This window comes from Bradyrhizobium sp. SZCCHNR3119 (genome assembly GCF_032487775.1).
Lineage (GTDB): Bacteria > Pseudomonadota > Alphaproteobacteria > Rhizobiales > Xanthobacteraceae > Bradyrhizobium.
The window spans coordinates 190,953-214,513 of record NZ_JAUEUV010000001.1 but is presented as its reverse complement, the minus strand read 5'-3'; the positions used below and the strand labels follow the sequence as shown (position 1 = coordinate 214,513).

Here is a 23,561-nt window from a genome sequence, read left to right as displayed (position 1 = left end):
CAACCCGCGCGCATCTTGCGAGCGCAAGTCAGGTCTGCTCGCATCTCGCCGTTCCCTTGCGTGCCGACACGTGCATAATCGACGTCGTAATCGTCGGCGAGGCGAGCCCCTTCTTGCAGATATTGTCCTGTAGATCTTGCGGATCGGAGGCTCAGGCGGATGTCGCTGACCGAAGCCTCAGAATGAAGGACGTCGCGTGACGACAGCCGCTTCATCCAGCGACCTCGGCGGCGCGGCTGCGCCGATGTCGTCTCCGGATCAGAATGCTGGGCAGCCGCGCGAGGCCGCTATCGTGCTCGAAACCCGCCATCTGTCGCGTCGGGTTGGCACTCGCACGCTGGTCGATGACGTCAGCGTGCAGATCGCACGCGGCGAGATCGTCGCGGTGGTCGGGCCTTCCGGGGCCGGCAAGTCGTCATTCCTGCGGCTGCTCAACCGGCTCGACGAGCCGACCTCCGGCGCCGTTCTCCTTAACGGCACCGACTGCCGCAGCATGGCCCCGCAGGAGTTGCGGCGGCGCGTCGGCATGGTGATGCAGACCGCCTATCTGTTTCCCGGTACGGTCGCCGCCAATATTGCGTTCGGTCCGCAGCAGCGCGGCGAGGCTCTGCCACGGGAGAGGATCGCCGCGCTGCTGGAGCGCGTTGGCCTTGCCGGCTTTGCCGATCGCGATATCGGCCATCTCTCCGGTGGCGAGGCCCAGCGGGTGGCGCTGGCGCGCACGCTTGCGAACGCGCCCGAAGTGCTGCTGCTGGACGAGCCGACCTCGGCGCTGGACGAGGCCTTGGTGCGCGGCGTCGAGGAACTGATCCTCGGGATCGTGCACGAGCGGCGCATGACCTGCATCATCGTGACCCACAATCGCGCCCAGGCCGAGCGGCTCGCCGACCGGACGATGGTGATGGAAAAGGCACGGCTGGTGACGATCGGCCCGACCGCAGAGGTGCTGCATGCTGGCTGAGCTGCGCGATATGATCGGCCATGACGTCATGATCGGGCTTGCGCAGGCCGCCGGCGCCATCGCGCTGTGTGCAGCCGTCGTGCTGCTCTGCCGCTGGCAGGCCATCCGTGTCGAACGCGAAGCGGCGGTGTCGCTGCTGCGCGGGCTGGTGCAGATGGTGCTGGTCGGCGTCGTGCTGACCGTGCTGCTGCATGGCAGCCTGCTGGTCGGCACGCTGATCCTGCTGTTGATGACCGGTGCGGCGGCGGTCACCGCGGCCGGCCGCATCAAGGGCATGGGCGGGGCGCTGATGCTCTGCTTCTGGTCGATTGCGGTGGGCGCCGGAATCGTGCTCGCCGTGATGCTCGCGACCGGCAGCCTGCGCTCCGATGTCGCCGTGCTGGTGCCGGTGGGCAGCATGATCATCGCCAATGCGATGAACTCCTGTGCGCAGGCGATCGAGCGCTTCCGCGCCGAGATCACGGCCCATGTCGGACAGATCGAGGCGGCGCTGTCGCTCGGCGCCGAGCCTGCGGTGACGGTCGCGCCCTATCTCAGAAGCGCGGTCTATGCCAGCCTGCTGCCGCGGCTCGACATGATGAAGTCGCTCGGCTTGGTGTGGATTCCCGGCGTGATGGCCGGCATGGTGGTCTCGGGGGTGAGCCCGGTCTATGCCGGAATCTATCAGTTCATCATCGTCGCCATGATCCTGGCCGCGTCCGGCATCACCGGCCTCGTCGCCACCGTCCTGATGCGGCGGCGCGTCTTTTCCGCCGCGGCTCAGCTCACGTTGCGGCCGGCGGAGGAGTCGGCGACGCGGCCCTGAACGCCCATCAAGTACCAATGACCCGCGGCCTCTATGGTCCGGCTTGTTGCAACGCATGGACCGCGATAGTGATCGGCTAACCAAATACCGGAGGAGCCAATGCCCGCTGCCATGTTCGTCGTGCGCGCCACCGTGACCGATGCCGCAAAGCGCGAGGCCTTCGATCGATGGTATCGCGACGTCCACCTGCCGGATGCGATCAAGAGCTTCGGTGTGCGGAAGGCGTGGCGCTTCTGGAGCCTGACCGATCCTGCAGTGCACCAAGCCATGTATCAATTCGACGATGTCGCGATGATGGAGCGCGCCGTCGGCGGTGACGCGATGCAGCGACTCATTGCCGATTTCAGTCGCGATTGGCCCGACGTCGCGCGCACCCGCGAGAGCTTCGTCGTCACGGAGACGGTCTCGGAGTAATCGTTGGGAGCGCCGGTGTCGGCATGCCGCGGCGGCACCTGTCCGGCAGCCGCCGCCGGAGCAGATCATGAAATCTTTGTCATCCGGCAGCGTAGTTCAGCGCCCATTCAGGTGACCGCGCACAAGCTCCTCCCGATCTGCTGATCACCTCATGGAGGATAACATGGAACGTCGGAGCTTTCTGAACCTGACCATGGCCCTGGGATGCGTGGTCGCCGCAAGTGCCGCACTCCTCGCCCCCCCGTCGATCGCCGCTCCGCTGTCGCCGGCACCGCTCGTCGACAAGGCGCCGGTTGACGGCAATGCGCAGCGCGCCGTCACATCAGCCGGGGAGGCTGAACGGCTCGCGCCGCAGCAGGTTCACTGGGGCCATCATCATTGGCATCACCGCCACTGGGGCTGGCATCACCGGCACTGGCACCATCGTCACTGGGGCTGGCATCATCACCATTGGCATCACCGCCATTGGTGAGCGGCAGCCGCGAATGAACCCAGACGATGGTGACTTGACTTAAGTTTGATCCGCGGATTTGCAGCACATTGAGAAGGACGCAATTAACGAAGATTCTTGCTGCTTCTGCCTTGGCGATTGGCCTCGGCCTGTTCGGTCTGAGCGGTGCGCAGGCTGCGCCGGTGTCGCCGATCGCACCGGCGGTCGAACAGGGGACTTCCGCAGGGGAGATCATTCTGGTTGCACAGGGCTGCGGGCCGGGCTTCCATCGCGGGCCGCGCGGCGCGTGTCGGCCGCTCTACAACTGCCCTCCGGGCTGGCACATCGGCCCGTACGGCAAGCGTTGCTTCCGCAACTTCTAAGCTGACAGGACTGGGCGGAGGTCGCATCAAGGCGGCCTCTGCCGGCTCTCTTTTCTCGATTTATCTTTTGCCGATTTTTCGATCCAATCCATTGCTCACTCGTGCGGCAAGTTCGACGTTCCGATCCGTCTATCCGCACGTTGTTCCATCGATCCGACCCTCGCGAGCGGGCGGCCGCGACACCTGGCGCCAGCGAACTGCGGGTGAGGAGACTCCTGCCTTTTGACTCCGGCTTGAATCGCGCTTGACTTAGAGCGCGCTCGAAGTCGTATGTTCCTGAGCGTCGTGATGAGAGACAGGTGCTCATGAAGATCGGCGAGTTGGCCAAGCGGACCGAATTGACGGCTCATACGATCCGCTACTACGAGCGGATCGGGCTGCTTCCTGAGGTCGCGCGGGACCGGTCGGGCCGAAGAGACTATGATGCTTCGATCCTGACCTGGATCGCGTTCCTCACCCGTTTGAAGCAAACGGGCATGCCGATCCGCGAGATGCTGCGTTATGCAGCTTTCAGGGAACAGGGCGCTGGTACGGAGGCGCAACGACGCGAATTGCTCGAGAAGCATCGCGATCGCGTCCGTGCTCGCCTCGATGAGTTGAATGCCTGTCTTCTCATCCTCGATACCAAGATCGGCGGTTATGCCGATACGGAACAGAGGATGAAGTACTATGACGCAACTCTACCAGAACGGCGGCGAAAGCCGCTTCGAGCGCGGTAAGCGCGCGCTTGTCGAAATCGACGCGGAAGCGGGCGAGCGGGTCATCGCCGCGCTTGCCGACATTGCCCCGGACTTCGCCACCTATGTGATCGAATTCCCGTTCGGGGATATCTACTGCCGGCCGGGCCTCGATCTGCGTTCCCGCGAGATTGCCACGATCGCTGCGCTCGCGGCCATGGGCAATGCGACGCCCCAGCTGAAGGTCCACATCGAAGCCGGTCTTAATGTGGGGCTGACGCAGAAGGAGATCATCGAGGTTCTGATCCAGATGGCGGTCTATGCCGGATTCCCCGCGGCGCTCAACGGCCTGTTCGCTGCAAAGGACGTGTTCCGGGACCGTGCGACCGCCACGGCTGGGGCCACGTCGTGAGCACCACCCGCAGAACTCTGTTGGTCGGCGCGACCTCGCTGTCGGCGGTCGCCGCAGTCCCGCTGTCGACGACGCAAGCATCGCGGGCCGAACCGGTCCGCGCGGTGAAGCGTTATGAGGGGTTCAGCGCGCCGGTCGGCATGGCCTTCGATGCGGCGGGCAACCTTTATGTTGCCGAATGGAGCGCCGGCCGGGTTTCGCGCATCGCAGCGGACGGCACGCGGAAGGCGTTCGCGACGGGCTTGGAAGGGCCGGCCGGGCTTGCGATCGGGCCGGACGGCGCAATCTATGTCGGCTCCTATGCCCGCGATGAAATCTATCATTTCACGCCGGAGGGCCAGCGCAGTGTGTTCGTTGAAGGGCTGGCCACCCCGGCCGGGATCGGCTTCGACCGGTCGGGACGTCTGCTGATTGCCAATCGGCGGACCAACCAGGTTCTGGCCGTCACTGCCGACCGCCGTCTCGTGCCGGTCATCAGCGATCTGCAAACCCCGGTCGGCGTGGTGCAAAAGGCGGACGGTGGCTATGTCGTCGCCAACATCGCCGGTGGCATCACCATCGTTCGTGTCGACGGAAGCAGGGTCGAAGCCGGTCAGGGATTTCGCGCGCCCGGCGCCGGCATCGTGCAAACCAGCGGCGGGCGCGTATTTGTTGCCGATTACGGCGGCACGACGGTACGCGAAATCCTGATGAGCGGATCCTCGCAGGCCGTCGCCGATGGCTTCTCCAGTCCGGTCGGCCTGGTGCTGACCCCGGACCAGACGGCCCTGCTGACGGCGACTTGGGGAGACGGGTCGATCTACCAAATCGACGTCCCGCAATAGGATAACCGGCGCCGTCGTTACTTGCCGAGGAAGTCGAGCAGCAGCGCGTCGTACTTCTCTCGCGCTTCCAGGAACACCAGATGTCCTGTGTTGGGGATCACCTCGGCGCGGGCGTTGGGCATCAGCTTGGCGAGGGCGACCGCGAGCTCGGCGTTCTTGCCCATCTTGGCGCGCAGCGCTTCCGGGGCGTAAGGCCGCCCCGGCGCGTTGTGGTCGTCGGCGCCCATGATGAACAGGGTCGGCTGCGATACCAGCGGGATCTCATGGACCACCGGTTCGCGGTAGATCATCTGGTAGGAGGCGACGAAGGCGCGCAGCCAACGGGGATAATCGGCGCTGCCCTTGATGTTGAAGCGGGCCTCGATATAGGGCGCGATCTGGTCCGGCGGCAGTTTCAGCGCGTAGTTGGTCTCGAGCTGCTTGCGGTAGCCTTCCGCGGTCAACTTGGTCTCGGCTTCGATGATCTTCTCGGTCGGAACCGGCGGCACGAAGAAGCGGTAGTCTTCGAGCCCGATCGGCGCCGTCAACACCAGGTGCGCGACGCGGTCGGGGTAGGCGCGTGCGATGCGCACCGCGAGCATGCCGCCGGTCGAATGCGCCACCACTTCGGTCTTCGCGATCCCGAGATGGTCGAGCAGGGCCATGGTGTTGCGCGCGAGCGTGTCGAAATGCAGATCGCCCGATTGTTTTGAGGATTTGCCGAACCCGATCTGGTCCGGCACCACGACGCGGTAGCCTGCCTCCGTCAGCGTCTTGATCACCGGTGCCCAATAGCTCGACGGAAAATTCCGGCCATGCAGGAGCAGCGCGGTGCGGCCGTTCGGCTGCGCCGGCGCGACATCCATATAGGCCATCTGCAACTGCTCGCCGTCATTGACGACCGGGAAGAGCTGCACGGGATAGGGATAGGGGAAGCCTTCGAGGTTGATGCCGTAGGGTTCCTTGGGTTGAGGGTCCGCGGCAAAAGACGGCGAGGCGACGAGCACGGCGGCGCAGAGCAAGCCGAGGGTAAGACGGGACAGGGCAAGACGGATCATTGTGCTTCCGGCAAATCGAGAAATGGGACAGATCACTCGCCGCGCGAGCACGACAGGCGCTTCCCAGATAGGAGCAAGTTCACCGGTGCGCAGCTAAACTGCGCGTGATGGTCAGTTGTCCACCGGCCCGAACAGCTCGGCGAACCGCTTCTCGCCGGTGCGGCTGAAATTGACGACGCGGCTGCCGGGCGTGGGATCGCGCGCCGCCCATTTCAGCTCGGTGAAGCGCTTCATCAGCGCGGCGCCCAAGGTGCCCGCCAGATGATGGCGCCGCTCGCTCCAGTCGAGGCAGGCCTTGCATATGGGGCGCCGCGGATGGGCCAGCATATCAGGCGAAATCTGCAGATGCGTCGCCAGGAACTGTTCGCCTTCCGGGGTGAGGCTGATCTCCTGCTTGCGGTGGCGCACCAGCTTCCGGTCGGTCATGCTGTCGAGCATCTGCACGCCGAGATCGCCCGCGAGATGGTCGTAGCAGATGCGGGCGCGCCGCAGCGCCGGCTCCTTCGGCCCGGTGCGCACCCGCATATGACCGGCGCGCGCGGCAAGGCCGGCGAGCCGCTCGAGCACATCGGCGACATCGTTGTCGGCCAGCCGGTAGTAGCGGTGGCGGCCCTGCTTTTCCGGCTCGATCAGGCCGCCGGTCTCGAGCTTGGCCAGATGCGAGCTTGCGGTCTGCGGCGTCACGCCGGCTTCCTGCGCGAGCTCGGTCGCGGTCAGCGCACGCCCCGAGAGCAGCGCGATCAGCATGTTGGCGCGGGCGGGATCGCCGACCAGGGCGGCGACCATGGCAATGTCGGGTCCTGATTTCATGCTTCGATCTTAGCCGAAGCATCGATGCGCGGCAAGCGGGTAGATTGCGTGCGTCGCAATCCATCGGAGCTTGTCATGACCATCACCGTGTTCATCCGCTATCAGATCGATCCGTTCCAGCGCGACAAGTTCGAACGTTACGCGCAGCGCTGGCTGGCGATCATTCCGCGCTGCGGCGGCGAACTGATCGGCTATTTCATGCCGCATGAGGGCACCAACAACATCGCCTTCGGGCTGATTTCGTTCGACGGTCTCGCCGCCTATGAACGCTACCGGGCCGCCCTGCGGGACGACGAAGAGGCGCGCGCCAATTTCGCTTTCGCGGAACAGCACAAGCTCATTCTCGCCGAGCAACGCAGCTTCCTGCGCCAGGTGGTGGTCCCGGCTTGAGCGGGCCGCTAGGCTGCTGCCCTAAACAAGGAGGACGACATGATGGTTTCGACTGCGGACAAGCGCGCGACATTTCGCAGGATGCACGAGGCGGGCTGCTTCGTGCTGCCGAATCCGTTTGACGTCGGCAGCGCGAAAGCCCTGCAGCGCCTCGGCTTCAAGGCGATCGCCTCGACCAGCGCCGGCTTTGCCTGGTCGATCGGCAAGGCGGACAACCACGTCACCGTGGACGAGGTGCTCGCGCATCTGACCGCGCTCGCTGCGAGCGTCGACATTCCCGTCAACGCCGATTTCGAGGGCGGCTTTGCGCATGACGCGGAGGGCGTCGTGGCCAATGTGATGCGCGCCGTTGCAACCGGCATCGCGGGGCTGTCGATCGAGGATTCCACCGGTGACAAGTCCAATCCCCTCTATGCGCGCGAACTTGCGATCGCGCGCATCAAGGCTGCGCGGCGCGCGATCGATGCGGCGGGCGGCGAGGTGCTGCTCACCGGCCGCTGCGAGGCCTTTCTGTGGGGCCAGGCCGACATCAAGCTCGTGACGGATCGGCTGATCGCCTATGCGGAGGCGGGCGCCGATTGCCTTTATGCGCCGGGGATCAAGACGCGGGAGGAGATCGAAGCGGTGGTGAAGGCAGTGGCGCCGAAGCCGGTCAATCTCCTGATCGGCGCCTCCGGCCTGTCGCTGCGCGAGGCCGAGGCGCTCGGCGTTCGCCGCATCAGCGTCGGCGGCTCGCTGGCGCGCGTGGCCTGGGCCGGCTTCATGCGTGCGGCAAAAGAGATGGCGGAGCAGGGCACTTTCACCGAGCTTTCAGCGGGCTATCCCGGCGGCGAGCTGAACAAGCTGTTCGGGTAGGAATCGCCTGCATATGAGAGCGCGGCGGTGAGAGGCTCACCGCCGCGCTTGTCATCACAACTTCGTCTTCACATCCACTGTCGCGAGCGCGCGTCAGTGCGTGTTGTTGTTCTGTCCGGTCGGCTGCGGCGCCGACTGATTGACGTCCGAGCCGCCCTGCTGCTGCGAAGGGGTCGGCTGCGCGGGCCGGTTGCTGGCCGCACCGGTGGTCACGCCGGGCGCAGTGTTCGGCGCGGGGCTGTTCGGAGCCGGCTGGGTGGCGGCCGACTTGGTCGGCGGCGGATTGCTGGCCTGGTCGTGGTTCGACGAGTTGCTCAGGCCATAGAAGACGGCACCGAGCAGGATCGCGATGCCGAGCGCATAGGCTGCGATCTTTCCTCCCGAAGTCCGGCCTTCGCTGAGTTCTGGATCCGGCTGCATCTGGCTGTCGGTCTGGGCCGCGCGGCTATACTCGGTGTCGGTCATTGCAGGATCGCTCATTGCCGGCCGATACGGATCGTTCGGAAAGCGTTCGTTGGCCATGTTCATCTCCTCTTCTTCTGTGCCGGGACAACCAGCGCCTCCGCTGGCCGTTCCCGGAACTGCGGCGGTTCCGCGCCCTGGCCAGGGTGCCGCCACAGCTTTAAGTTCCCAGGCAAGAATCGACTTCGGAGCTTGCGATGTGGAACCTGCCGCCATCGGACAGCGTGCTGCACCTGCTGTCGTGGGTGGCACTGGCGGCGCAGGCCATGACGGCCGCGCTGGCGGCGGGACGCCGCAGCATGGACTGGATGGGCGTGTGCCTGCTCGGCGCGATCACCGCGCTTGGTGGCGGCACCCTGCGCGACGTGCTGCTCGGCCATTACCCGCTGGTCTGGGTCGAGCGGCCGTCCTATCTCGCACTCACGGTGCTCGCGCCGTTTGTGACCATCGCGATGGCGCGCTTGGTGCATCGGTTGACCACCGCCTTCCTGGTGCTGGACGCGATCGGGCTCGTGGTGTTCACGATGGCCGGCTGCGACGTGGCCTGGCAGATGGATGTCTCATTCGGCATCGTGATCGTCGCCGGCATGATCACCGGCTGCGCGGGTGGCGTGTTGCGCGACATCCTGTGCAACGACGTGCCGCTGCTGTTCCGCGCCGAGCTCTACGCCAGCGTCTCGCTGTTGACGGGGCTCGTCTACGCCACCGGCTTTGCGCTGAATGCCGGCGGTGAGCTGTGGACCATCATGACCTTCATCTTCGGTCTGAGCTTCCGGCTGCTTGCGATCCGCTACAAATGGAATATGCCGAAATTCGTCTTCACCGGCGAGGAGCGGAGCTGAACCGAGCGATCAGGGCCGTAGGGGCCGGACGTCGTCGGCGCTCACGGTCGGCGCGGCGTTGCCCCAGGCATTGCGGATGTAGGTCGCGACGTCCGCGATCTGCTGGTCGGTGAGCTCCCGCGCATAAGCCGGCATCGGCGGCGCGTTCGGCGCGCGCGTCATGACCGCATTTTGGGTGCCGTCGAGGACGACGCGGAGCGTGCTGAGCGGGTCGCCGGATTGCAGCAGCGCATTGCCGGGGAGTGGCGGCGTGACGCCTGGAGCGCCGGTGCCGTCCGCCTGGTGGCAGCTGATACAGGCACGCGCGTAGACGGTCTGTCCCGCGATCATCGTGGCATCCGAGGGCGGGGAGATCGTCGCTTCAGACGAGCCGGCCGGCAGCTCCTTGAGGTAGACCGCGATCGCGCGCAGGTCGGCGGCCTCCATCTTGGACGTCGAACGCGCGATCACCTCCGCCATCGGTCCGGCCGCATGGCTCCTCGCATTGCGGCCGGTCTTGAGGTAGTCGACGATATCGTCGACGCTCCAGCGCTTCAATCCGCTGCGCGGCGCGTTGTCCAGGCGCGGCGCGAACCAGCCGGCGACGCGGCTGCCGCGATAGGCTGCACGGCGCTTCTCGGCGCCGAACAGGTTCTTGGGTGTGTGGCAGGCGCCGCAATGGCCGAGCCCTTCGACCAGGTAGCCGCCGCGATTCCACTCGGCGCTCTTGCCCTGATCGGGCTCGAACAGGCCAGGCTTGAGGAAGACGTAATTCCACAGCCGCAGCAGCGGCCGGTAGCCATAGGGAAAGCGCAGCTCGGGGCTGGCTACCTTGTTGCTCACCGCGGGTAGCGAGGCCAGATAGCTCCTGATCGCCAGGATGTCGTTGCGGACCAGCTTGGTGAAATGCGGGTAGGGGAAGACGGGATAATAGCGTGCTCCGTTCGGCGCCACGCCCTCGCGCAGCGCGCGCCGGAAATCGTCGTCGCTCCAGGCTCCGATGCCGGTGTCCCGATCGGAGGTGAGGTTGGGCGCGGTGATCGTGCCGAACGGTGTCTCGATCCGCTTGCCGCCGGCAAAGGGCCTGACGGAATCGGTGGTGTGGCAACCGCCGCAGTCACCGATGGTGGCGAGCATCTCGCCGCGGGCGATCTCCTCGGCGGGATCGGCATGGGCCGCTGATGCGGTGCACAATAATAGACCCAGCAGAATCGCCCGCATGCCCCGCTCAGCTCTTCATGCCCTGACAACCTTCATCCTACGTTATAGCGCAGCGCGCCATGAAAGCGAGCGTCACGCCGTTTCGTGGGACCCGGGCTTCCCGACAGAAACCGCAACGGCGTGCGCAGCTTTCGCCATGAAATTGCGATTTGCTACACCATTACAAATGCATCGATATTTCTGGTGCGCGCGGCGGGAAAGCCGACATAGACTACATAAGTATACAGATGCGCGCGGGCGCACCACCTCGATTGAAGCGAGGAGCTGCCGGCGCGACAGGCTGAAGGACGGCAAGAGGGCGGAATGGGACTCAACGAGAGCGCAATCAATCTCGATCAGAAATACACCGCTGACACCGGCCACATCTTCCTGACCGGCATCCAGGCCCTGGTGCGGCTGCCGATGGCCCAGATCCGGCGTGACCGCGCCGCGGGCCTCAAGACTGCGGGCTTCATCTCCGGCTATCGCGGCTCGCCGCTCGGCGGCTACGACCAGCAGCTGTTCTCGGCACGCAAGCATCTCGAGCAGTACAACATCAAGTTCCAGCCCGGCGTGAACGAGGATCTGGCGGCGACCGCGATCTGGGGCTCGCAGCAGCTGCATCTGTCGCCGGGCGGAAAATACGACGGCGTGGTCGGCATCTGGTACGGCAAGGGCCCCGGCGTCGACCGCTGCGGCGATGTCTTCCGCCACGGCAACGCGGCGGGCTCGGCCAAGAACGGCGGCGTGCTGTGTCTGGCCGGCGACGACCACGGCGCCAAATCCTCCACCGTGCCGCATCAATCGGACCACGCCTTCATCTCCGCTTTGATGCCCTATCTCTATCCGTCCTCGATCCACGAGATGATCGAGATGGGCCTGCTTGGGATTGCGATGTCGCGCTATTCCGGCTGCTGGGTCGGCATGAAGGTGATCACCGAGACGGTGGAGACCACGGCCGAGATCAATCTCAATGACGAGATGACGCCGTTCGTCATCCCGACCGATTTCGAAATGCCGCCGGGCGGATTGAACCTGCGCTGGCCCGACGACCGCTTCGAGCAGGATCGCCGGCTGCAGGACTACAAGGGCTTCGCCGCGATCGCCTTCGCCCGCGCCAACAAGGTCAATCGCGTCACGATGGATTCGCCGAACGCACGCTACGGCATCATGGCGTCCGGCAAGAGCTATGAGGATGTCCGCCAGGCGCTGCGCGAGCTCGGCATCACCGAGGAGGTCGCCGCCAAGATCGGCCTAAGGCTCTACAAGATCGGCATGCCCTGGCCGCTGGAGCCGGAAGGTGTCAGGCAGTTCGCGGTGGGGCTCGAGGAGATCTTCATCGTCGAGGAGCGGCGCGAGATCGTCGAGAACCAGGTCAAGCAGGAGCTGTTCAACTGGCGCGACGACGTCCGCCCGCGCATCATCGGCAAGATGGACGACCACGACAAGCGCTTCCTGCCCTTCGCCGCCGAGCTGAGCGTGGCCTCGCTGGCGAGCTCGCTCACGGAGCGCCTGCTGCGGCTAGACCTCAATCCCGAGATCGCGCAGATGCTGCGCGCGAAAGCCGACTGGTTCAACGGCCGCGAGGCCTCGCAGATGCAGCTGACCTCGCCGGTGGCGCGCACGCCGTATTTCTGCTCCGGCTGTCCGCACAACACCTCGACCAAGGTGCCCGAAGGCAGCCGCGCCATGGCCGGCATCGGCTGCCACTTCATGTCGCTGTGGATGAACCGCAACACCGAGACCTTCACCCATATGGGCGGCGAGGGCGTGCCGTGGGTCGGCATCGCGCCGTTCACCGAGGAGAAGCACATCTTCGCCAATCTCGGCGACGGCACCTACTTCCACTCGGGCAGCCTCGCGATCCGCCAGGCGATCGCCTCCAAGGCCAACATCACCTACAAGATCCTCTACAACGACGCGGTCGCGATGACCGGCGGCCAGCGCCATGACGGCGACCTGTCGCCGCAGCAGATCACCTTCCAGCTGCATGCCGAGGGCATCCGCGAGATCTACCTGGTCTCGGAAAATCCCGATGCCTATCCGCCTGAGACGATCGCCCCCGGCGTGAAGACCGCCCACCGCGACGAACTCGATCACGTGATGAAGACCCTGCGCGAGACCAAGGGCGCGTCCGCCATCGTCTTCGTGCAGACCTGCGCCGCCGAGAAGCGCCGCCGCCGCAAGCGCGGCACGATGGAGGACCCGCAGCGCCGCATCTTCATCAATCCCGCGGTCTGCGAAGGCTGCGGCGACTGCTCGGTGCAGTCGAACTGCATCTCGGTCGAGCCGCTGGAAACCGAGCTCGGCCGCAAGCGCGTCATCAACCAGTCCTCCTGCAACAAGGACTATTCCTGCGTGAAGGGCTTCTGCCCGTCCTTCGTCACCATCGACGGCGGCAAGCCGCGCAGCCGCGCGCCGGCCGAGCTCGGCGAGATCGGCGCGCTGCCGGAGCCCGCGACCAAGCCGTCGCTCGATCGCCCGTACAATGTCGCGGTCGGCGGCGTCGGCGGTACGGGTGTCTTGACGATCGGCGCGCTGCTTGGCATGGCCGCCCATATCGAGGGCAAGGCCTCGATGATCCTGGACATGTCGGGCCTGGCGCAGAAGGGCGGCGCGGTGCTGAGCCATGTCCGTCTCTCCGAGCACACCGCTGATGTGACCTGCTCGCGCATCGTCACCGGCACCGCGGATCTCGTGATTGCCGCCGATGAGGTCGTGGCCGGCTCCAAGGAGACGATCACGCTGTGCGATTCGTCACGCACTTGCGGTGTGATCAACAGCCACGTGATCCCGACTGCGGATTTCGTGCTCAACCGCGACTACAACTTCCAGAACCGCAAGGTGACCAGCATCCTGGAGACCGCGCTGCGCAAGGACTCCAGCTTCCTCGATTTCACCCATCCCGCCGAAGCACTGCTTGGCGACGCCATCGCCACCAACATGATGATGATGGGGTACGCCTATCAGAAGGGGCTGTTGCCGCTCTCGGCCGAAGCGATCGAGAAGGCGATCGAGATCAACGGCGTCGCGATCAAGATGAACACCGAGGCGTTCCGGCTCGGCCGTCTTGCCGTGGTCGATCCCGCGCGTCTCGACGCGATGATGACGGGACATGACGAGGTCGCCGCGCCGAAGCCGCTGGAGGCGATGACGCTCGACGAGATCATCGCGCATCGCACCGCATTCCTGACCGACTACCAGAACGCGCGGCTCGCCAAGCGCTACCGCAAACTGGTCGATCAGGTCCGCGAGGCCGCCGACAAGGGCGGCTACGGCGAGGCGCTGCCGCGGGCGGTGGCCGTCAACTATGCCAAGCTGCTCGCCTACAAGGACGAGTACGAGGTGGCGCGGCTGTTCTCGGACGGCACTTTCGAGAAGCAGCTCCATGACGCGTTCGAAGGCGACTACAAGATCAGCTTCAATTTGGCGCCGCCGATCCTGAACTCCGGCGTCGATGCGCTGGGCCGGCCGAAGAAGCGCAGCTTCGGCCCGGGCATGATGAAAATGTTCCGGCTGCTTGCCAAGCTGAAGGGACTGCGCGGCACGCCGCTCGACATCTTCGGCTATGCGGCCGAGCGCAAGATGGAGCGCAACCTGATCGCCGGCTACGAGAAGGACGTAGCGACGGTGCTGAACCTATTGTCGCCGGCCAATGTCGAGATCGCGGTGGAGCTGTTGTCGCTGCCCGATCGCATCCGCGGCTACGGCCCGGTGAAGGAGAAGGCGGTGCAGGAGGCGAAGCTTCGCTACGCCCAGCTCGCCGCCGACCTCGCCAGCCCGCCGCCCGCGCCGCGGCAGATGGCGGCGGAGTAGGGCAACACTCCGTCATTTCGGGCTCGACACTTCGTGTCGCCCCGGAATGACGGTGGCCGGAGTGCTCAACGCGAGGTTCGGCTTGTACGCTCAATAGTTCGGAAGGGCAGGTGCATATTTGCCGTGCGCGCACTGCCCGTCGGGCACAACGGGCTGCAAGATTTCGCTTTACGAAAATCAGAAATTGTGTTTTGATGTGCGCATCCCGCCTCACCACGGAGGGGCGTTGCGCGCGATCGTCACGACACGCGAGGCGGGGAGGCGATGGCCGCGATGAAGCCGCAGCGCATCTTTGGATGCGCGGACGAACGGCAACATGCGGACGTGAAGTCGCAGGGTCCTGATACCCCGACGCTGGTATCACGCGCGTGACAATGCTCCGCATTGCACGGGCTATGGTGGCCAGAAAGCCCGGCGCACCAGGGAGACTGCGTATAAGCGTGAAAACCATCGCGCAGGGAAGGCCGGGCGTTCTCGGCTGCACCTGTGGTACCTGCCGCCTGCATCTTTTTTAGCAGGCGGGCCGCAGGCGTCAGCCGACGCCTGGCCTTCCCTGCGCCCTTCGATTTTTCAAGGGTGAGCGAGATCAGCATGACCCGGGCAGTATCTGCCGCGGGAGCGCGGCGCCGTGTGTTGCGAGATCGTCCGATTCACACGCTGTCATTCCGGGCTCGCGCGTTCCGCGCGCCCCCGAATGACAGCCAAAGAAGTGCACCGGTGTGTCAGACGTCGCGTATCGCCATCTCCACCGCGCGGAATATTTTCACCGCTTGCCAAGCTCTATCTAACGGTCCAAAAAATCTCCAACCACAAGGGACGAAACGCCAAGCGGAGAGAGTATTGACCATCAAGGGCAAGGCCTACATCGCCGGGATCTATGAGCATCCGACCCGGCATGCACCTGACAAATCCACCGCACAGCTGCATGCGGAAGTCGCCAAAGGCGCGATCGAGGATGCCGGGCTCAGTGTCCAGGACGTGGACGGCTATTTCTGCGCCGGCGACGCGCCGGGCGGGCTGTGGCCGATGGTCGACTATCTCGGCCTCGACACCAAGAGGCTGCGCCACGTCGACTCCACCGAGACCGGCGGCTGCTCCTATCTGATCCATGTCGGCCATGCGGCCGAGGCGATCGCCGCCGGCAAGTGCTCGGTCGCGCTCATTACGCTGGCGGGCAAGCCGCGCACCGGTCCGATGCCGCCGCGCGCCGCCGGCGCCGAGGCCGATTTCGAGATGGCCTATGGTGCCACGACGCACAACGCTTACGGCATGTGCGCCATGCGGCACATGCACGACTACGGCACCACAAGCGAGCAGCTCGCCTGGATCAAGGTCGCGGCCTCGCATCACGCGCAGTACAATCCGCATGCGATGCTGAAGGAGGTCGTCACGGTCGAGGACGTCCTGAACTCCCCCATGATCTCCGATCCGCTGCACCGGATGGATTGCTGCGTGGTGACCGATGGCGGCGGCGCGCTGATCGTGACGTCTCCCGAGATCGCAAGAAGCCTGAAGAAGCCGTTGGTGCGACTGATCGGCCACGGCGAGGCGATGAAGGGCCCGCGCGGCGGCAAGGATCTCGATCTCACTTATTCCGCCGGCGTCTGGTCCGGCCCGCGCGCCTTCGAGGAGGCGGGCGTGACGCCCAAGGACATCAAATACGCCTCGATCTATGACAGCTTCACCATCACCGTGTTGATGCAGCTCGAGGACCTCGGGTTCTGCAAGAAGGGCGAGGGCGGCAAGTTCGTCGCCGACGGCAATCTCATCTCGGGCGTCGGCAAGCTGCCGTTCAACACCGATGGCGGCGGCCTCTGCAGCAACCATCCGGTCAACCGCGGCGGCATGACCAAGGTGATCGAGGCTGTGCGTCAGCTGCGCGGCGAAGCCCATCCGAAGGTGCAGGTGCCGAACTGCGATCTCGCCATTGCCCACGGCACCGGCGGCCTGCTCGGCGTCCGCCACGCCGCCTCGACCTGCATTCTGGAGCGCGTGTGATGTCTGAAGCGAAGAAATATCCGGCCCCCGTCACCAATCCCGAAACAAAGGCGTTCTGGGACGCTGCGGCCGAGGGCAGGTTCATGATCAAGCGCTGCACGGCATGCGGCGAGGCGCATTATTTTCCGCGCTCGATCTGCCCGTTCTGCTTCTCGGACCAGACCGTGTGGGAGCAGAGCTCGGGCGAGGGGGTGATCTACACCTTCTCGATCATGCGGAAGTCCCCGACCGGTCCTTATGCGATCGGCTACGTGACGCTGAAGGAAGGCCCGTCGCTGCAGACCAATTTCGTCGATTGCGATTTCGATGGTTTGAAGATCGGCCAGAAGGTGAAGGTGGTGTTCAGGCCGACCGACGGCGCCCCGCTGCCGTTCTTCACGCCGGTGTAGTGCGTGAGGGAAACATGCGGGCCCGTACCGCCATTGCGAGCGAAGCGAAGCAATCCTGCGGCCAAGCAGGACATCTGGATTGCTTCGTTGCTTCGCTCTTCGCAATGACGGAGCCGCGAGTAGCGTCGTGGTCGTAGGGTGGGCAAAGGCGTGGCGCGCCGTGCCCACCGTTCCAACATGATGAAGTCGGTGGGCACGCTTCGCTTTGCCCACCCTACGAAGCCAAAGAATGACTTCGGGAGGTAACTGACAAGATGCCGATCAACTATGATGAGCTGATGGCCCTGAAGAACATCGGCCAGACATATGCCTACAGCGATCGCGAGGTGATGCTCTATGCCTACGGCATCGGCATGGGCGCCGACCCGATGGACGAGAGGGAGCTGGCGTTCGTCAATGAGGCCTGCGCGGAGCCTCGGCCGCTGAAGGTGGTGCCGACTTTCGCCTCCGTCGCCGCCTGGGGCGCCGGCCCCGGCGAGATGAATCTGAATCGCGTGCTGGTGGTCGACGGGGAGCGCGACATCACCTTCCACAAGCCGTTGGCGGTCGCAGCGAAGATCACCGCGGACTCTTCGGTGCTGGCGGTCTCTGACAAAGGCAAGGACAAGGGCGCCGTCATCCGTCACCAGACCGTCCTGCGCGACGAGAGCGGCGTGGCTTTGGCGACACTGGTGGCTTCGCGCTTTGCGCGCGGTGACGGCGGCTTCGGCGGCCCGTCCGGCGGCATCCCCGATCCGCATCCAGTGCCGGCCCGCGCGCCGGATCTCAGCGTCGACATCTCCACGCGGCCCGATCAGGCGCTGGTCTACCGCCTCTGCGGCGACCGCAATCCGCTGCATTCCGATCCCGAGTTTGCGCGGCGCGCCGGTTTCCCGCGGCCGATCCTGCACGGCATGTGCACTTACGGCATCACGTGCCGTGCCGTGCTGCAGACCTATGCCGACTACGATCCGGTCGCGTTCAAGCAGCACGCGGCGCGGTTCTCTTCGCCTGTCTTTCCCGGCGAGACCGTCACGGTCGATCTCTGGAAGGACGGTAATGTCATTTCATTCGAGGCGAGGGTGAAGGCCCGGGGTGTCACGGTAATCAAGAACGGCAAGACGATGTTGAAGTGATTGGGGCCGTCATTCCGGGGCGCGCGTGAAACGCGCGAGCTCGGAATCCATAACTACGATCCTGAGTATGGATTCCGGGCTCATCGCTTCGCGATGCCCCGGAATGACAACAAGGGTAAGGAGACGCACCATGGGATTGCTCGACGGCAAGGTGGCGCTGATCACGGGCGCAGGCGGTGGCCTGGGCGAAGCCTATGCGAAACTGTTCGCGCGCGAGGGCGCCGCTGTGGTCGTCAACGATCTCGGTGGTCCGCGCGACGGCTCCGGCTCGGACCTGTCGATGGCGGAGAAGGTGGTGGCCGCGATCGAGGCCGAAGGCGGACGGGCGGTCGCGAACGGCGCCGACATCTCGACCATGGCGGGCGGGCAATCCGTGTTCGACGATGCGATCCGGCATTTCGGCCGTGCCGACATCCTGGTTAACAACGCCGGCATCCTCCGCGACCAGACCTTCGCCAAGGCGAACGAAGCCGATTGGGACAAGGTGATCCAGGTGCACCTCAAGGGCACGTTCTGCTGCACGCTTCCGGTGTTCCGCTGGATGCGCGAGAACGGCGGCGGGGTGATCGTCAACACGTCATCCACCTCGGGCCTGATCGGTAATTTCGGCCAATCCAACTACGGCGCGGCCAAGGGCGGCATCTGGGGCCTTTCCAATGTGCTCGCGATCGAGGGCCGCAAATACAACATCCGGGTGTGGACCTTGGCGCCGGGCGCGCTGACCCGGATGACCGAGGACCTGCCGCGCTACAGGGAGAATCCCTCCGCGGCGCTTGGTCCCGAGGGCATCGCGCCGGCCGTGCTTTACATGGTCAGCGACCTCTCGGGCGATCAGACCGGCAAGGTGCTCGGCGTCTCCGGCCCGCGCGGCGTCCGAGAGATGCGGATGATGGAGATGGAGGGCTGGAAGCCGCCGTTCGCCGGCTGGAAGGCCGAGGATATTGCCGCCCACGCAGACGAGATATTCTTTTCCGAAGCGGACATCAGGAAGTCCGCGCGGCGGTTCTAGGTTATACGTCGTTCCGGGAAGGTTCGAAGGACCGGACCCGGAACCTCGAGAGTCCGGGTTCGCCTCTATCGAGGCGCCCCGGAATGACACGCTGACAAAGAGGCTCCCGATGAAACTCACCGCCGATGCCAAAGGCACCTTCGCGATCGCGCCGACGCCGTTCCATGATGACGGCCGGATCGACCACGCCTCGATCGACCGCCTGGTGGATTTCTACGCGGAGGCCGGCTGCGACGGCATCACGGTGCTCGGGATCATGGGCGAGGCGCCGAAGCTGGATGCGGCCGAGGCGGCGGAGGTCGCGATCCGCTTCGTCAAGCGGGCCAAAAATATGCAGATCATCGTCGGCGTGTCCTCACCCGGATTTGCTACCATGCGCGCGCTGGCGAGGGCCACGATGGATGCCGGGGCGGCAGGCGTGATGATTGCGCCGCCGCCCAGCCTCCGCACCGACGACCAGATCACCGGCTATTTCAAGCAGGCGCAGGAGACGATTGGCGAGGACGTTCCCTGGGTGCTGCAGGACTATCCACTGACGCTCAGTGTCGTGTTCACGCCGGCGGTGATCCGGAAGATCGTGATGGATAGTCCGTCCTGCGTGATGCTCAAGCATGAGGACTGGCCGGGCCTGGAGAAGATCTCGGCGCTGCGCGGCTTCCAGAAGGATGGCTCGCTCAAGCCGCTCTCGATCCTCTGCGGCAATGGCGGGCTGTTCCTGGATTTCGAGATGGAGCGGGGCGCCGACGGCGCGATGACCGGCTATGCCTTCCCGGAGATGCTGGTCGACGTGGTGAAGTTGTCCAAGGCGGGCAAGCGCGACGCCGCACATGATCTGTTCGACGCGCATCTGCCGTTGGTCCGCTACGAGCAGCAGCCGGGCGCGGGCCTCGCGGTGCGCAAATATGTGCTGCAAAAGCGCGGCGCGATCGCTTCTGCCGCGCAGCGCAAGCCGGCATCCGGCATCAGCGCTGCTGCAAAGGCCGAGGTGGACTATCTGCTCTCGCGCGTGGCGCGCCACGACCGCCGGGCCAATCTGCAACCGCAAGCCAGCGCTGCGGAGTAAAGCGATGACTGAACCCGCCGCGATCCGTTCCGCCTCGACGGTGCTCCTGCTGCGCGACAGCGCCGAAGCGGGCGAGATCGAGGTGTTCATGATGGTGCGTCACCATCAGATCGAGTTCAACTCGGGTGCGTTGGTGTTTCCCGGCGGCAGCGTCGACAAGGCGGACCAGGCGGTCGCGGCGCGACCCGAGTTCTATTCGGGCGGCGAGGGCCTGGATGCGGACACGCTCGGCTTCCGCATCGCCGGCATCCGCGAGACCTTCGAGGAGAGCGGCATCCTGCTCGCGCGACCGCAAGGCGCGGCCACGCTGATCGATGCGGAACGGGCGCGCGAGATCGAGGCGGGCCATCGCGCGGCGCTCTGCGAAGGCAAGACGAGCTTTCTCGATGTGATCAGCAGCAACGGCATCGTGCTCGCGCTCGATGCCCTCGTGCCCTATGCGCATTGGATCACGCCGGAAGGCATGCCCAAGCGGTTCGATACCTGGTTCTTCCTGGCCGCGGCGCCACCGGATCAACTCGGTGCCCATGACGGCAAGGAATCTACCGACTCGATCTGGCTCTCTCCGCGTGAGGCATTGGCCGGCGGCGAGGATGGCCGCTTCAAGCTGCCATTCCCGACCACGCGCAACCTGATCAGGCTCGGCCAGCAAGCCGGTGTCGCAGCCGCGCTGGCGGCGGCGCGGGAGATGAACATCGTCACCGTGATGCCGGTCATGACCAAGACCGCCGATGGCGGTCGCCAACTGCGCATCCCCCGGGACGCCGGCTATGATGGCGAGGTCTTTGCGTTCGGGCCGGCCGGCTGATCGGGCATTGAATTCGCCGGGCCGAAAGGTATAATTGTTCTTTATTTGTTCTCGCGATGATCGCGTCGCCCGTATATAATAGGGTTCCGTAGTGCGGATCCCAGCGCGTATACCATGCGTATGCCAGCAGCCTTGGCGGCAGTTTTGAAGCGTATCCGACCGAAGTCGCTGTCCATCGGTCAGTTGACCTTTGGCAGCTTTCTTCTGCTGCTCGCCGTCATCACCGCCACCAGCATGGCGAGCGTGATCGCGATCCGCCATATCGATGCGACCTTTGCCGAGTTGCAGCGGTTGCAGGATGTCGGCGACCTCTCCGAGGAGATCGACCGCCGCATGAACGAGCTTCGGCTGGCGGCGCGTGACTTCGTCACCGATCCGGGAGCGCGCTCCGATCGGGTCGAGCAGGCCGCCACCGAGCTCGGGACGCTTCTGAAGAAGACCCGGCTTGGGCTCGCGCCCGAGCAGCAGGTCACGATCGACGGTGTCGCGCAGCGGCTCGCCAATTATCGCGAGGGCATCGATCGCATCAGCGCCTTGATCGCCCATCGCGCTGAGCTTCTCGCCACGCTCCCGGCCGCCCGGGTGCAGTTCGAGGCGGCGATCGCCGATAATCCGGATCGGATGACGGCGCGGGCGCTGTTCCGGTTGCAGAACCAAGTGAGTTCGGCGCTGCTGGCGCGCGATCCTGCCGACGCCGAGCAGGCGGCGCGCAGCATGCGGGCGCTGCAAATCGATGACGCGGCGCTGCGCTCGGCGAGCGACCGCTACGCCGACGCCATCATTGCGATCGCCGGGACCGAGGACGAGATCGCGCGGCTCGACAAGGAAGTGCTGGGGACCGAGGGGCGGCTGATCGGGCGCGTCACCGAGCTGTTGCGGTCGCTCAGTGCCCAGCAGGGCCGCGTCTTGTCACGCGATTTCGCCCGCACGCTCGCCGAGACCAAGTGGCAAAGCATCATCCTCGGCGCGGCCGGCGTCCTGATTGGCATCTTTGCAGCACTTTTCGTGGTCCGTCGCACGGTGCGGCCGCTCGCCTCTATTGCGGGGTCGATCCGCTCACTGGCCGCAGGCGAGAAGGACACTTCGATTCCGCAGACCGATGTCGACAACGAGATCGGCGATATTGCCCGTGCAGCAGAAGTGTTTCGCCGGACGTTGCAGGAAGCCGACGCGGCGCGCGAGGCCGCCGTGCGTGCGCTCGCCGAGCAGCGGCTGGCCGAAGAAAGCTATCGCAAGCTGTTCGAGGCCTCGATCGACGGCATCTACGTCACCACGCCCGGCGGCCTCGTGGTCGACGCCAATCCTGCGCTCGCCAGGATCATGGGGTACGACACGGCCAGTGAGCTGATCACCAGCGTCAACGATATCGCCGATACGATCTATGTGCATGCCTCCGCGCGCGAAGAATATCAGCGGCTGATGCGGCGCAACGGCATGGTGCGCGAGTTCGAATACCAGGTGCGTAGGCGCGATGGCGATATCCGCTGGCTGTCGGATAGCGGAACGGTGGTGCGTGACGAAAGCGGCGAGGGGATCCGCTACGAGGGCATTATCCGCGACATTACCGATCAGAAGCGCGCGGAGGACGCGATCGCGGAAGCGCGCAAGCTGCTGCAACAGGTCATCGACACCGTGCCCGCCGTCATCAACGTCAAGGATCGCAACCTGCGCTATGTGCTCATGAACCGCTACATGGCCGGCATCTTCAAGGTCGAGCCCGAGGAAGCGCTGGGCCATACCACCGGCGAATTGATGGTGCGTTATGGTGCAAGCAAGACCGACGGGAACGACAAGCGGGTGCTTGCGACCCGATCCGGACTCGGCTTTTACGAGGAGGAGTATCTCGACGCGACCGGCAGTATGCGGCAATGGCTGGTCAACAAGCTGCCGATCCTGGATGCCGATGGCGAGGTCGACAGGATCGTCACCGTCGCGCTCGACATCTGCGAGCGCAAGAAGAGCGAGCAGGAGATGCGCAAGGCGAAGGAGGCGGCTGAGACCGCGCTGCGCAACTTGCGGGAGACGCAGGCCTCGCTGATCGAGGCCGAGAAGCTCGCCGCCCTCGGGCGCATGGTTGCCGGTGTCGCCCACGAGATCAACAATCCCGTCGGCATCAGCCTGACAGTTGCCTCGGCGCTCGAACGCAAGACGGAGCGTTTCGGCGAGGAGGTCGCGCGCGGTGAACTCCGCCGTTCCTCCTTGAACGATTTCCTCGAGACCAACCGCGACGCGGCAGGACAGCTTGTCGCGAATTTAAACCGCGCTGCCGAATTGATCCAGTCGTTCAAGCAGGTCGCAGCCGACCGCAACTATTCCGATCAGCGCACCTTCGACCTTGCCGATCTGACTGAACAGGTCGTGATGAGTCTGCGGCCAAGCCTGCGCAAGCACAATCTGACGCTCAACGTCGACTGTCAGCCGAACCTGATCATGAACAGCCATCCTGGCCCGTATGGCCAGGTGTTGACCAATCTGTTCCTCAACGCTGTCGCGCACGCGTTTCCCAACGGACGGCCTGGTCTGATCGAAATCCGTGCACGCGAGTCGGGCCGGGATAATGTCGAGATCATTTTCTCCGACGATGGTTGCGGCATGAGCCTCGATGTGCGCCGCCGCGCGTTCGATCCGTTCTTCACCACCCGCCGCGACCAGGGCGGTACCGGGCTTGGACTGCACATCGTCCACAACATCGTCACCAATCGGCTCGGCGGCCGGCTCGAACTCGATTCCGAGCCTGGGGCTGGCACGCGGATCCAGATCATTCTGCCGCGTGTCGCGCCGTTGGAGCAGGCCGCCGAGTAGGCAAGGCGCGCGGCTTCGATGGTGCTTCGTTCGCGCTGCTTTGCGGGAAGAGCAGCCGGGTTTCCTTTGCACCGCGTCTT

23 protein-coding genes are annotated in these 23,561 nt (G+C 65.1%); 19 read left to right on the top strand and 4 right to left on the bottom strand.

What is annotated here, in order from left to right:
* Positions 1-196 precede the first annotated feature (196 nt).
* The 8 genes from QX034_RS01050 (at position 197) to QX034_RS01015 (ending at position 4,906) form a co-directional block, all read left to right on the top strand.
* Positions 197-961, top strand: coding sequence for a phosphate ABC transporter ATP-binding protein (locus QX034_RS01050; RefSeq protein WP_315705679.1), 765 nt, complete (start codon positions 197-199; stop codon positions 959-961).
* Positions 951-1,766 (top strand): ABC transporter permease, encoded by an 816-nt coding sequence (locus tag QX034_RS01045; protein ID WP_315727915.1) that lies wholly within the window; start codon positions 951-953, stop codon positions 1,764-1,766. Before QX034_RS01050 ends, QX034_RS01045 begins: the two co-directional genes overlap by 11 nt.
* Before the next feature lie 99 nt (positions 1,767-1,865).
* Complete coding sequence (locus tag QX034_RS01040) at positions 1,866-2,180, top strand: hypothetical protein (RefSeq protein ID WP_315705681.1); 315 nt, start codon at positions 1,866-1,868, stop codon at positions 2,178-2,180.
* A gap of 163 nt (positions 2,181-2,343) precedes the next feature.
* The gene (locus QX034_RS01035) at positions 2,344-2,652 is read left to right on the top strand and encodes a hypothetical protein (RefSeq protein WP_315705682.1); all 309 of its coding nucleotides are present in this window, start codon (positions 2,344-2,346) and stop codon (positions 2,650-2,652) included.
* Positions 2,653-2,720: 68 nt separating this feature from the next.
* Entirely contained in the window at positions 2,721-2,993 is a 273-nt protein-coding gene (locus tag QX034_RS01030; protein ID WP_315705683.1) for a GCG_CRPN prefix-to-repeats domain-containing protein, read from the top strand.
* A gap of 305 nt (positions 2,994-3,298) precedes the next feature.
* Positions 3,299-3,712, top strand: coding sequence for a MerR family transcriptional regulator (locus QX034_RS01025; RefSeq protein ID WP_315705941.1), 414 nt, complete (start codon positions 3,299-3,301; stop codon positions 3,710-3,712).
* Positions 3,663-4,082, top strand: coding sequence for a carboxymuconolactone decarboxylase family protein (locus QX034_RS01020; RefSeq protein WP_315705684.1), 420 nt, complete (start codon positions 3,663-3,665; stop codon positions 4,080-4,082). Before QX034_RS01025 ends, QX034_RS01020 begins: the two co-directional genes overlap by 50 nt.
* Complete coding sequence (locus tag QX034_RS01015) at positions 4,079-4,906, top strand: NHL repeat-containing protein (protein ID WP_315705685.1); 828 nt, start codon at positions 4,079-4,081, stop codon at positions 4,904-4,906. Before QX034_RS01020 ends, QX034_RS01015 begins: the two co-directional genes overlap by 4 nt.
* 17 nt (positions 4,907-4,923) lie before the next feature.
* Here QX034_RS01015 and QX034_RS01010 read toward each other — a convergent pair whose 3' ends face one another.
* Entirely contained in the window at positions 4,924-5,943 is a 1,020-nt protein-coding gene (locus tag QX034_RS01010; RefSeq protein WP_409977594.1) for an alpha/beta fold hydrolase, read from the bottom strand.
* Between the two features lie 111 nt (positions 5,944-6,054).
* Positions 6,055-6,753 carry a winged helix-turn-helix domain-containing protein gene (locus QX034_RS01005; RefSeq protein WP_315727918.1) on the bottom strand — a complete coding sequence of 233 codons (699 nt, stop codon included), beginning with the start codon at positions 6,751-6,753 and terminating at the stop codon, positions 6,055-6,057.
* 75 nt (positions 6,754-6,828) lie between these two features.
* Here QX034_RS01005 and QX034_RS01000 point away from each other — a divergent pair, with 75 nt between their 5' ends.
* Both QX034_RS01000 and QX034_RS00995 read left to right on the top strand, forming a co-directional pair.
* Positions 6,829-7,143, top strand: coding sequence for an NIPSNAP family protein (locus QX034_RS01000; RefSeq protein ID WP_315705687.1), 315 nt, complete (start codon positions 6,829-6,831; stop codon positions 7,141-7,143).
* 39 nt (positions 7,144-7,182) lie between these two features.
* Positions 7,183-7,998 (top strand): isocitrate lyase/phosphoenolpyruvate mutase family protein, encoded by an 816-nt coding sequence (locus QX034_RS00995; RefSeq protein ID WP_315727920.1) that lies wholly within the window; start codon positions 7,183-7,185, stop codon positions 7,996-7,998.
* A gap of 93 nt (positions 7,999-8,091) precedes the next feature.
* Here the strand turns inward: QX034_RS00995 and QX034_RS00990 are convergent, their stop codons facing one another.
* On the bottom strand, positions 8,092-8,520 hold the full coding sequence (locus QX034_RS00990; RefSeq protein WP_315705689.1) for a hypothetical protein: 429 nt from the start codon (positions 8,518-8,520) through the stop codon (positions 8,092-8,094).
* Between the two features lie 137 nt (positions 8,521-8,657).
* Here QX034_RS00990 and QX034_RS00985 point away from each other — a divergent pair, with 137 nt between their 5' ends.
* Positions 8,658-9,302 (top strand): trimeric intracellular cation channel family protein, encoded by a 645-nt coding sequence (locus tag QX034_RS00985; protein WP_315705690.1) that lies wholly within the window; start codon positions 8,658-8,660, stop codon positions 9,300-9,302.
* A 9-nt stretch (positions 9,303-9,311) separates the two neighbouring features.
* Here the strand turns inward: QX034_RS00985 and QX034_RS00980 are convergent, their stop codons facing one another.
* Entirely contained in the window at positions 9,312-10,502 is a 1,191-nt protein-coding gene (locus QX034_RS00980; RefSeq protein WP_315705691.1) for a c-type cytochrome, read from the bottom strand.
* 303 nt (positions 10,503-10,805) lie between these two features.
* Between QX034_RS00980 and QX034_RS00975 the strand changes: the two genes are divergently transcribed.
* From QX034_RS00975 to QX034_RS00940, 8 genes are all read left to right on the top strand, one after another.
* A complete protein-coding gene (locus QX034_RS00975) occupies positions 10,806-14,297 on the top strand; it encodes an indolepyruvate ferredoxin oxidoreductase family protein (protein WP_316167742.1) in 3,492 nt (1,163 codons plus the stop codon).
* 840 nt (positions 14,298-15,137) lie between these two features.
* On the top strand, positions 15,138-16,295 hold the full coding sequence (locus QX034_RS00970) for a thiolase domain-containing protein (RefSeq protein ID WP_316174908.1): 1,158 nt from the start codon (positions 15,138-15,140) through the stop codon (positions 16,293-16,295).
* Entirely contained in the window at positions 16,295-16,684 is a 390-nt protein-coding gene (locus QX034_RS00965; protein WP_315705694.1) for a Zn-ribbon domain-containing OB-fold protein, read from the top strand. Before QX034_RS00970 ends, QX034_RS00965 begins: the two co-directional genes overlap by 1 nt.
* Positions 16,685-16,938: 254 nt before the next feature.
* Positions 16,939-17,799, top strand: coding sequence for a MaoC family dehydratase (locus QX034_RS00960; protein WP_315705695.1), 861 nt, complete (start codon positions 16,939-16,941; stop codon positions 17,797-17,799).
* Between the two features lie 130 nt (positions 17,800-17,929).
* Positions 17,930-18,808, top strand: a complete 879-nt coding sequence (locus QX034_RS00955) for an SDR family oxidoreductase (protein ID WP_315705696.1) — start codon at positions 17,930-17,932, stop codon at positions 18,806-18,808.
* Positions 18,809-18,917: 109 nt separating this feature from the next.
* Positions 18,918-19,871, top strand: a complete 954-nt coding sequence (locus QX034_RS00950) for a dihydrodipicolinate synthase family protein (RefSeq protein WP_315705697.1) — start codon at positions 18,918-18,920, stop codon at positions 19,869-19,871.
* Between the two features lie 4 nt (positions 19,872-19,875).
* Positions 19,876-20,679 carry an NUDIX hydrolase gene (locus QX034_RS00945; RefSeq protein WP_315705698.1) on the top strand — a complete coding sequence of 268 codons (804 nt, stop codon included), beginning with the start codon at positions 19,876-19,878 and terminating at the stop codon, positions 20,677-20,679.
* A 120-nt stretch (positions 20,680-20,799) separates the two neighbouring features.
* Positions 20,800-23,481: a PAS domain S-box protein gene (locus tag QX034_RS00940; RefSeq protein ID WP_315705943.1), complete on the top strand. Its 2,682-nt coding sequence runs from the start codon at positions 20,800-20,802 to the stop codon at positions 23,479-23,481.
* The last annotated feature ends 80 nt before the right edge of the window (positions 23,482-23,561 follow it).

What these genes read in the sequence shown, in the direction of transcription:
- QX034_RS01045 (WP_315727915.1), top strand. Translation starts at nt 951, where the DNA reads ATGCTGGCTGAGCTGCGCGATATGATCGGCCATGACGTCATGATCGGG.
- QX034_RS01040 (WP_315705681.1), top strand. Translation starts at nt 1,866, where the DNA reads ATGCCCGCTGCCATGTTCGTCGTGCGCGCCACCGTGACCGATGCCGCA.
- QX034_RS01035 (WP_315705682.1), top strand. Translation starts at nt 2,344, where the DNA reads ATGGAACGTCGGAGCTTTCTGAACCTGACCATGGCCCTGGGATGCGTG.
- QX034_RS01025 (WP_315705941.1), top strand. Translation starts at nt 3,299, where the DNA reads ATGAAGATCGGCGAGTTGGCCAAGCGGACCGAATTGACGGCTCATACG.
- QX034_RS01020 (WP_315705684.1), top strand. Translation starts at nt 3,663, where the DNA reads ATGACGCAACTCTACCAGAACGGCGGCGAAAGCCGCTTCGAGCGCGGT.
- QX034_RS01010 (WP_409977594.1), bottom strand. Translation starts at nt 5,943, where the DNA reads ATGATCCGTCTTGCCCTGTCCCGTCTTACCCTCGGCTTGCTCTGCGCC.
- QX034_RS01005 (WP_315727918.1), bottom strand. Translation starts at nt 6,753, where the DNA reads ATGAAATCAGGACCCGACATTGCCATGGTCGCCGCCCTGGTCGGCGAT.
- QX034_RS01000 (WP_315705687.1), top strand. Translation starts at nt 6,829, where the DNA reads ATGACCATCACCGTGTTCATCCGCTATCAGATCGATCCGTTCCAGCGC.
- QX034_RS00995 (WP_315727920.1), top strand. Translation starts at nt 7,183, where the DNA reads ATGATGGTTTCGACTGCGGACAAGCGCGCGACATTTCGCAGGATGCAC.
- QX034_RS00990 (WP_315705689.1), bottom strand. Translation starts at nt 8,520, where the DNA reads ATGGCCAACGAACGCTTTCCGAACGATCCGTATCGGCCGGCAATGAGC.
- QX034_RS00985 (WP_315705690.1), top strand. Translation starts at nt 8,658, where the DNA reads ATGTGGAACCTGCCGCCATCGGACAGCGTGCTGCACCTGCTGTCGTGG.
- QX034_RS00980 (WP_315705691.1), bottom strand. Translation starts at nt 10,502, where the DNA reads ATGCGGGCGATTCTGCTGGGTCTATTATTGTGCACCGCATCAGCGGCC.
- QX034_RS00975 (WP_316167742.1), top strand. Translation starts at nt 10,806, where the DNA reads ATGGGACTCAACGAGAGCGCAATCAATCTCGATCAGAAATACACCGCT.
- QX034_RS00965 (WP_315705694.1), top strand. Translation starts at nt 16,295, where the DNA reads ATGTCTGAAGCGAAGAAATATCCGGCCCCCGTCACCAATCCCGAAACA.
- QX034_RS00960 (WP_315705695.1), top strand. Translation starts at nt 16,939, where the DNA reads ATGCCGATCAACTATGATGAGCTGATGGCCCTGAAGAACATCGGCCAG.
- QX034_RS00955 (WP_315705696.1), top strand. Translation starts at nt 17,930, where the DNA reads ATGGGATTGCTCGACGGCAAGGTGGCGCTGATCACGGGCGCAGGCGGT.
- QX034_RS00950 (WP_315705697.1), top strand. Translation starts at nt 18,918, where the DNA reads ATGAAACTCACCGCCGATGCCAAAGGCACCTTCGCGATCGCGCCGACG.
- QX034_RS00945 (WP_315705698.1), top strand. Translation starts at nt 19,876, where the DNA reads ATGACTGAACCCGCCGCGATCCGTTCCGCCTCGACGGTGCTCCTGCTG.
- QX034_RS00940 (WP_315705943.1), top strand. Translation starts at nt 20,800, where the DNA reads ATGCCAGCAGCCTTGGCGGCAGTTTTGAAGCGTATCCGACCGAAGTCG.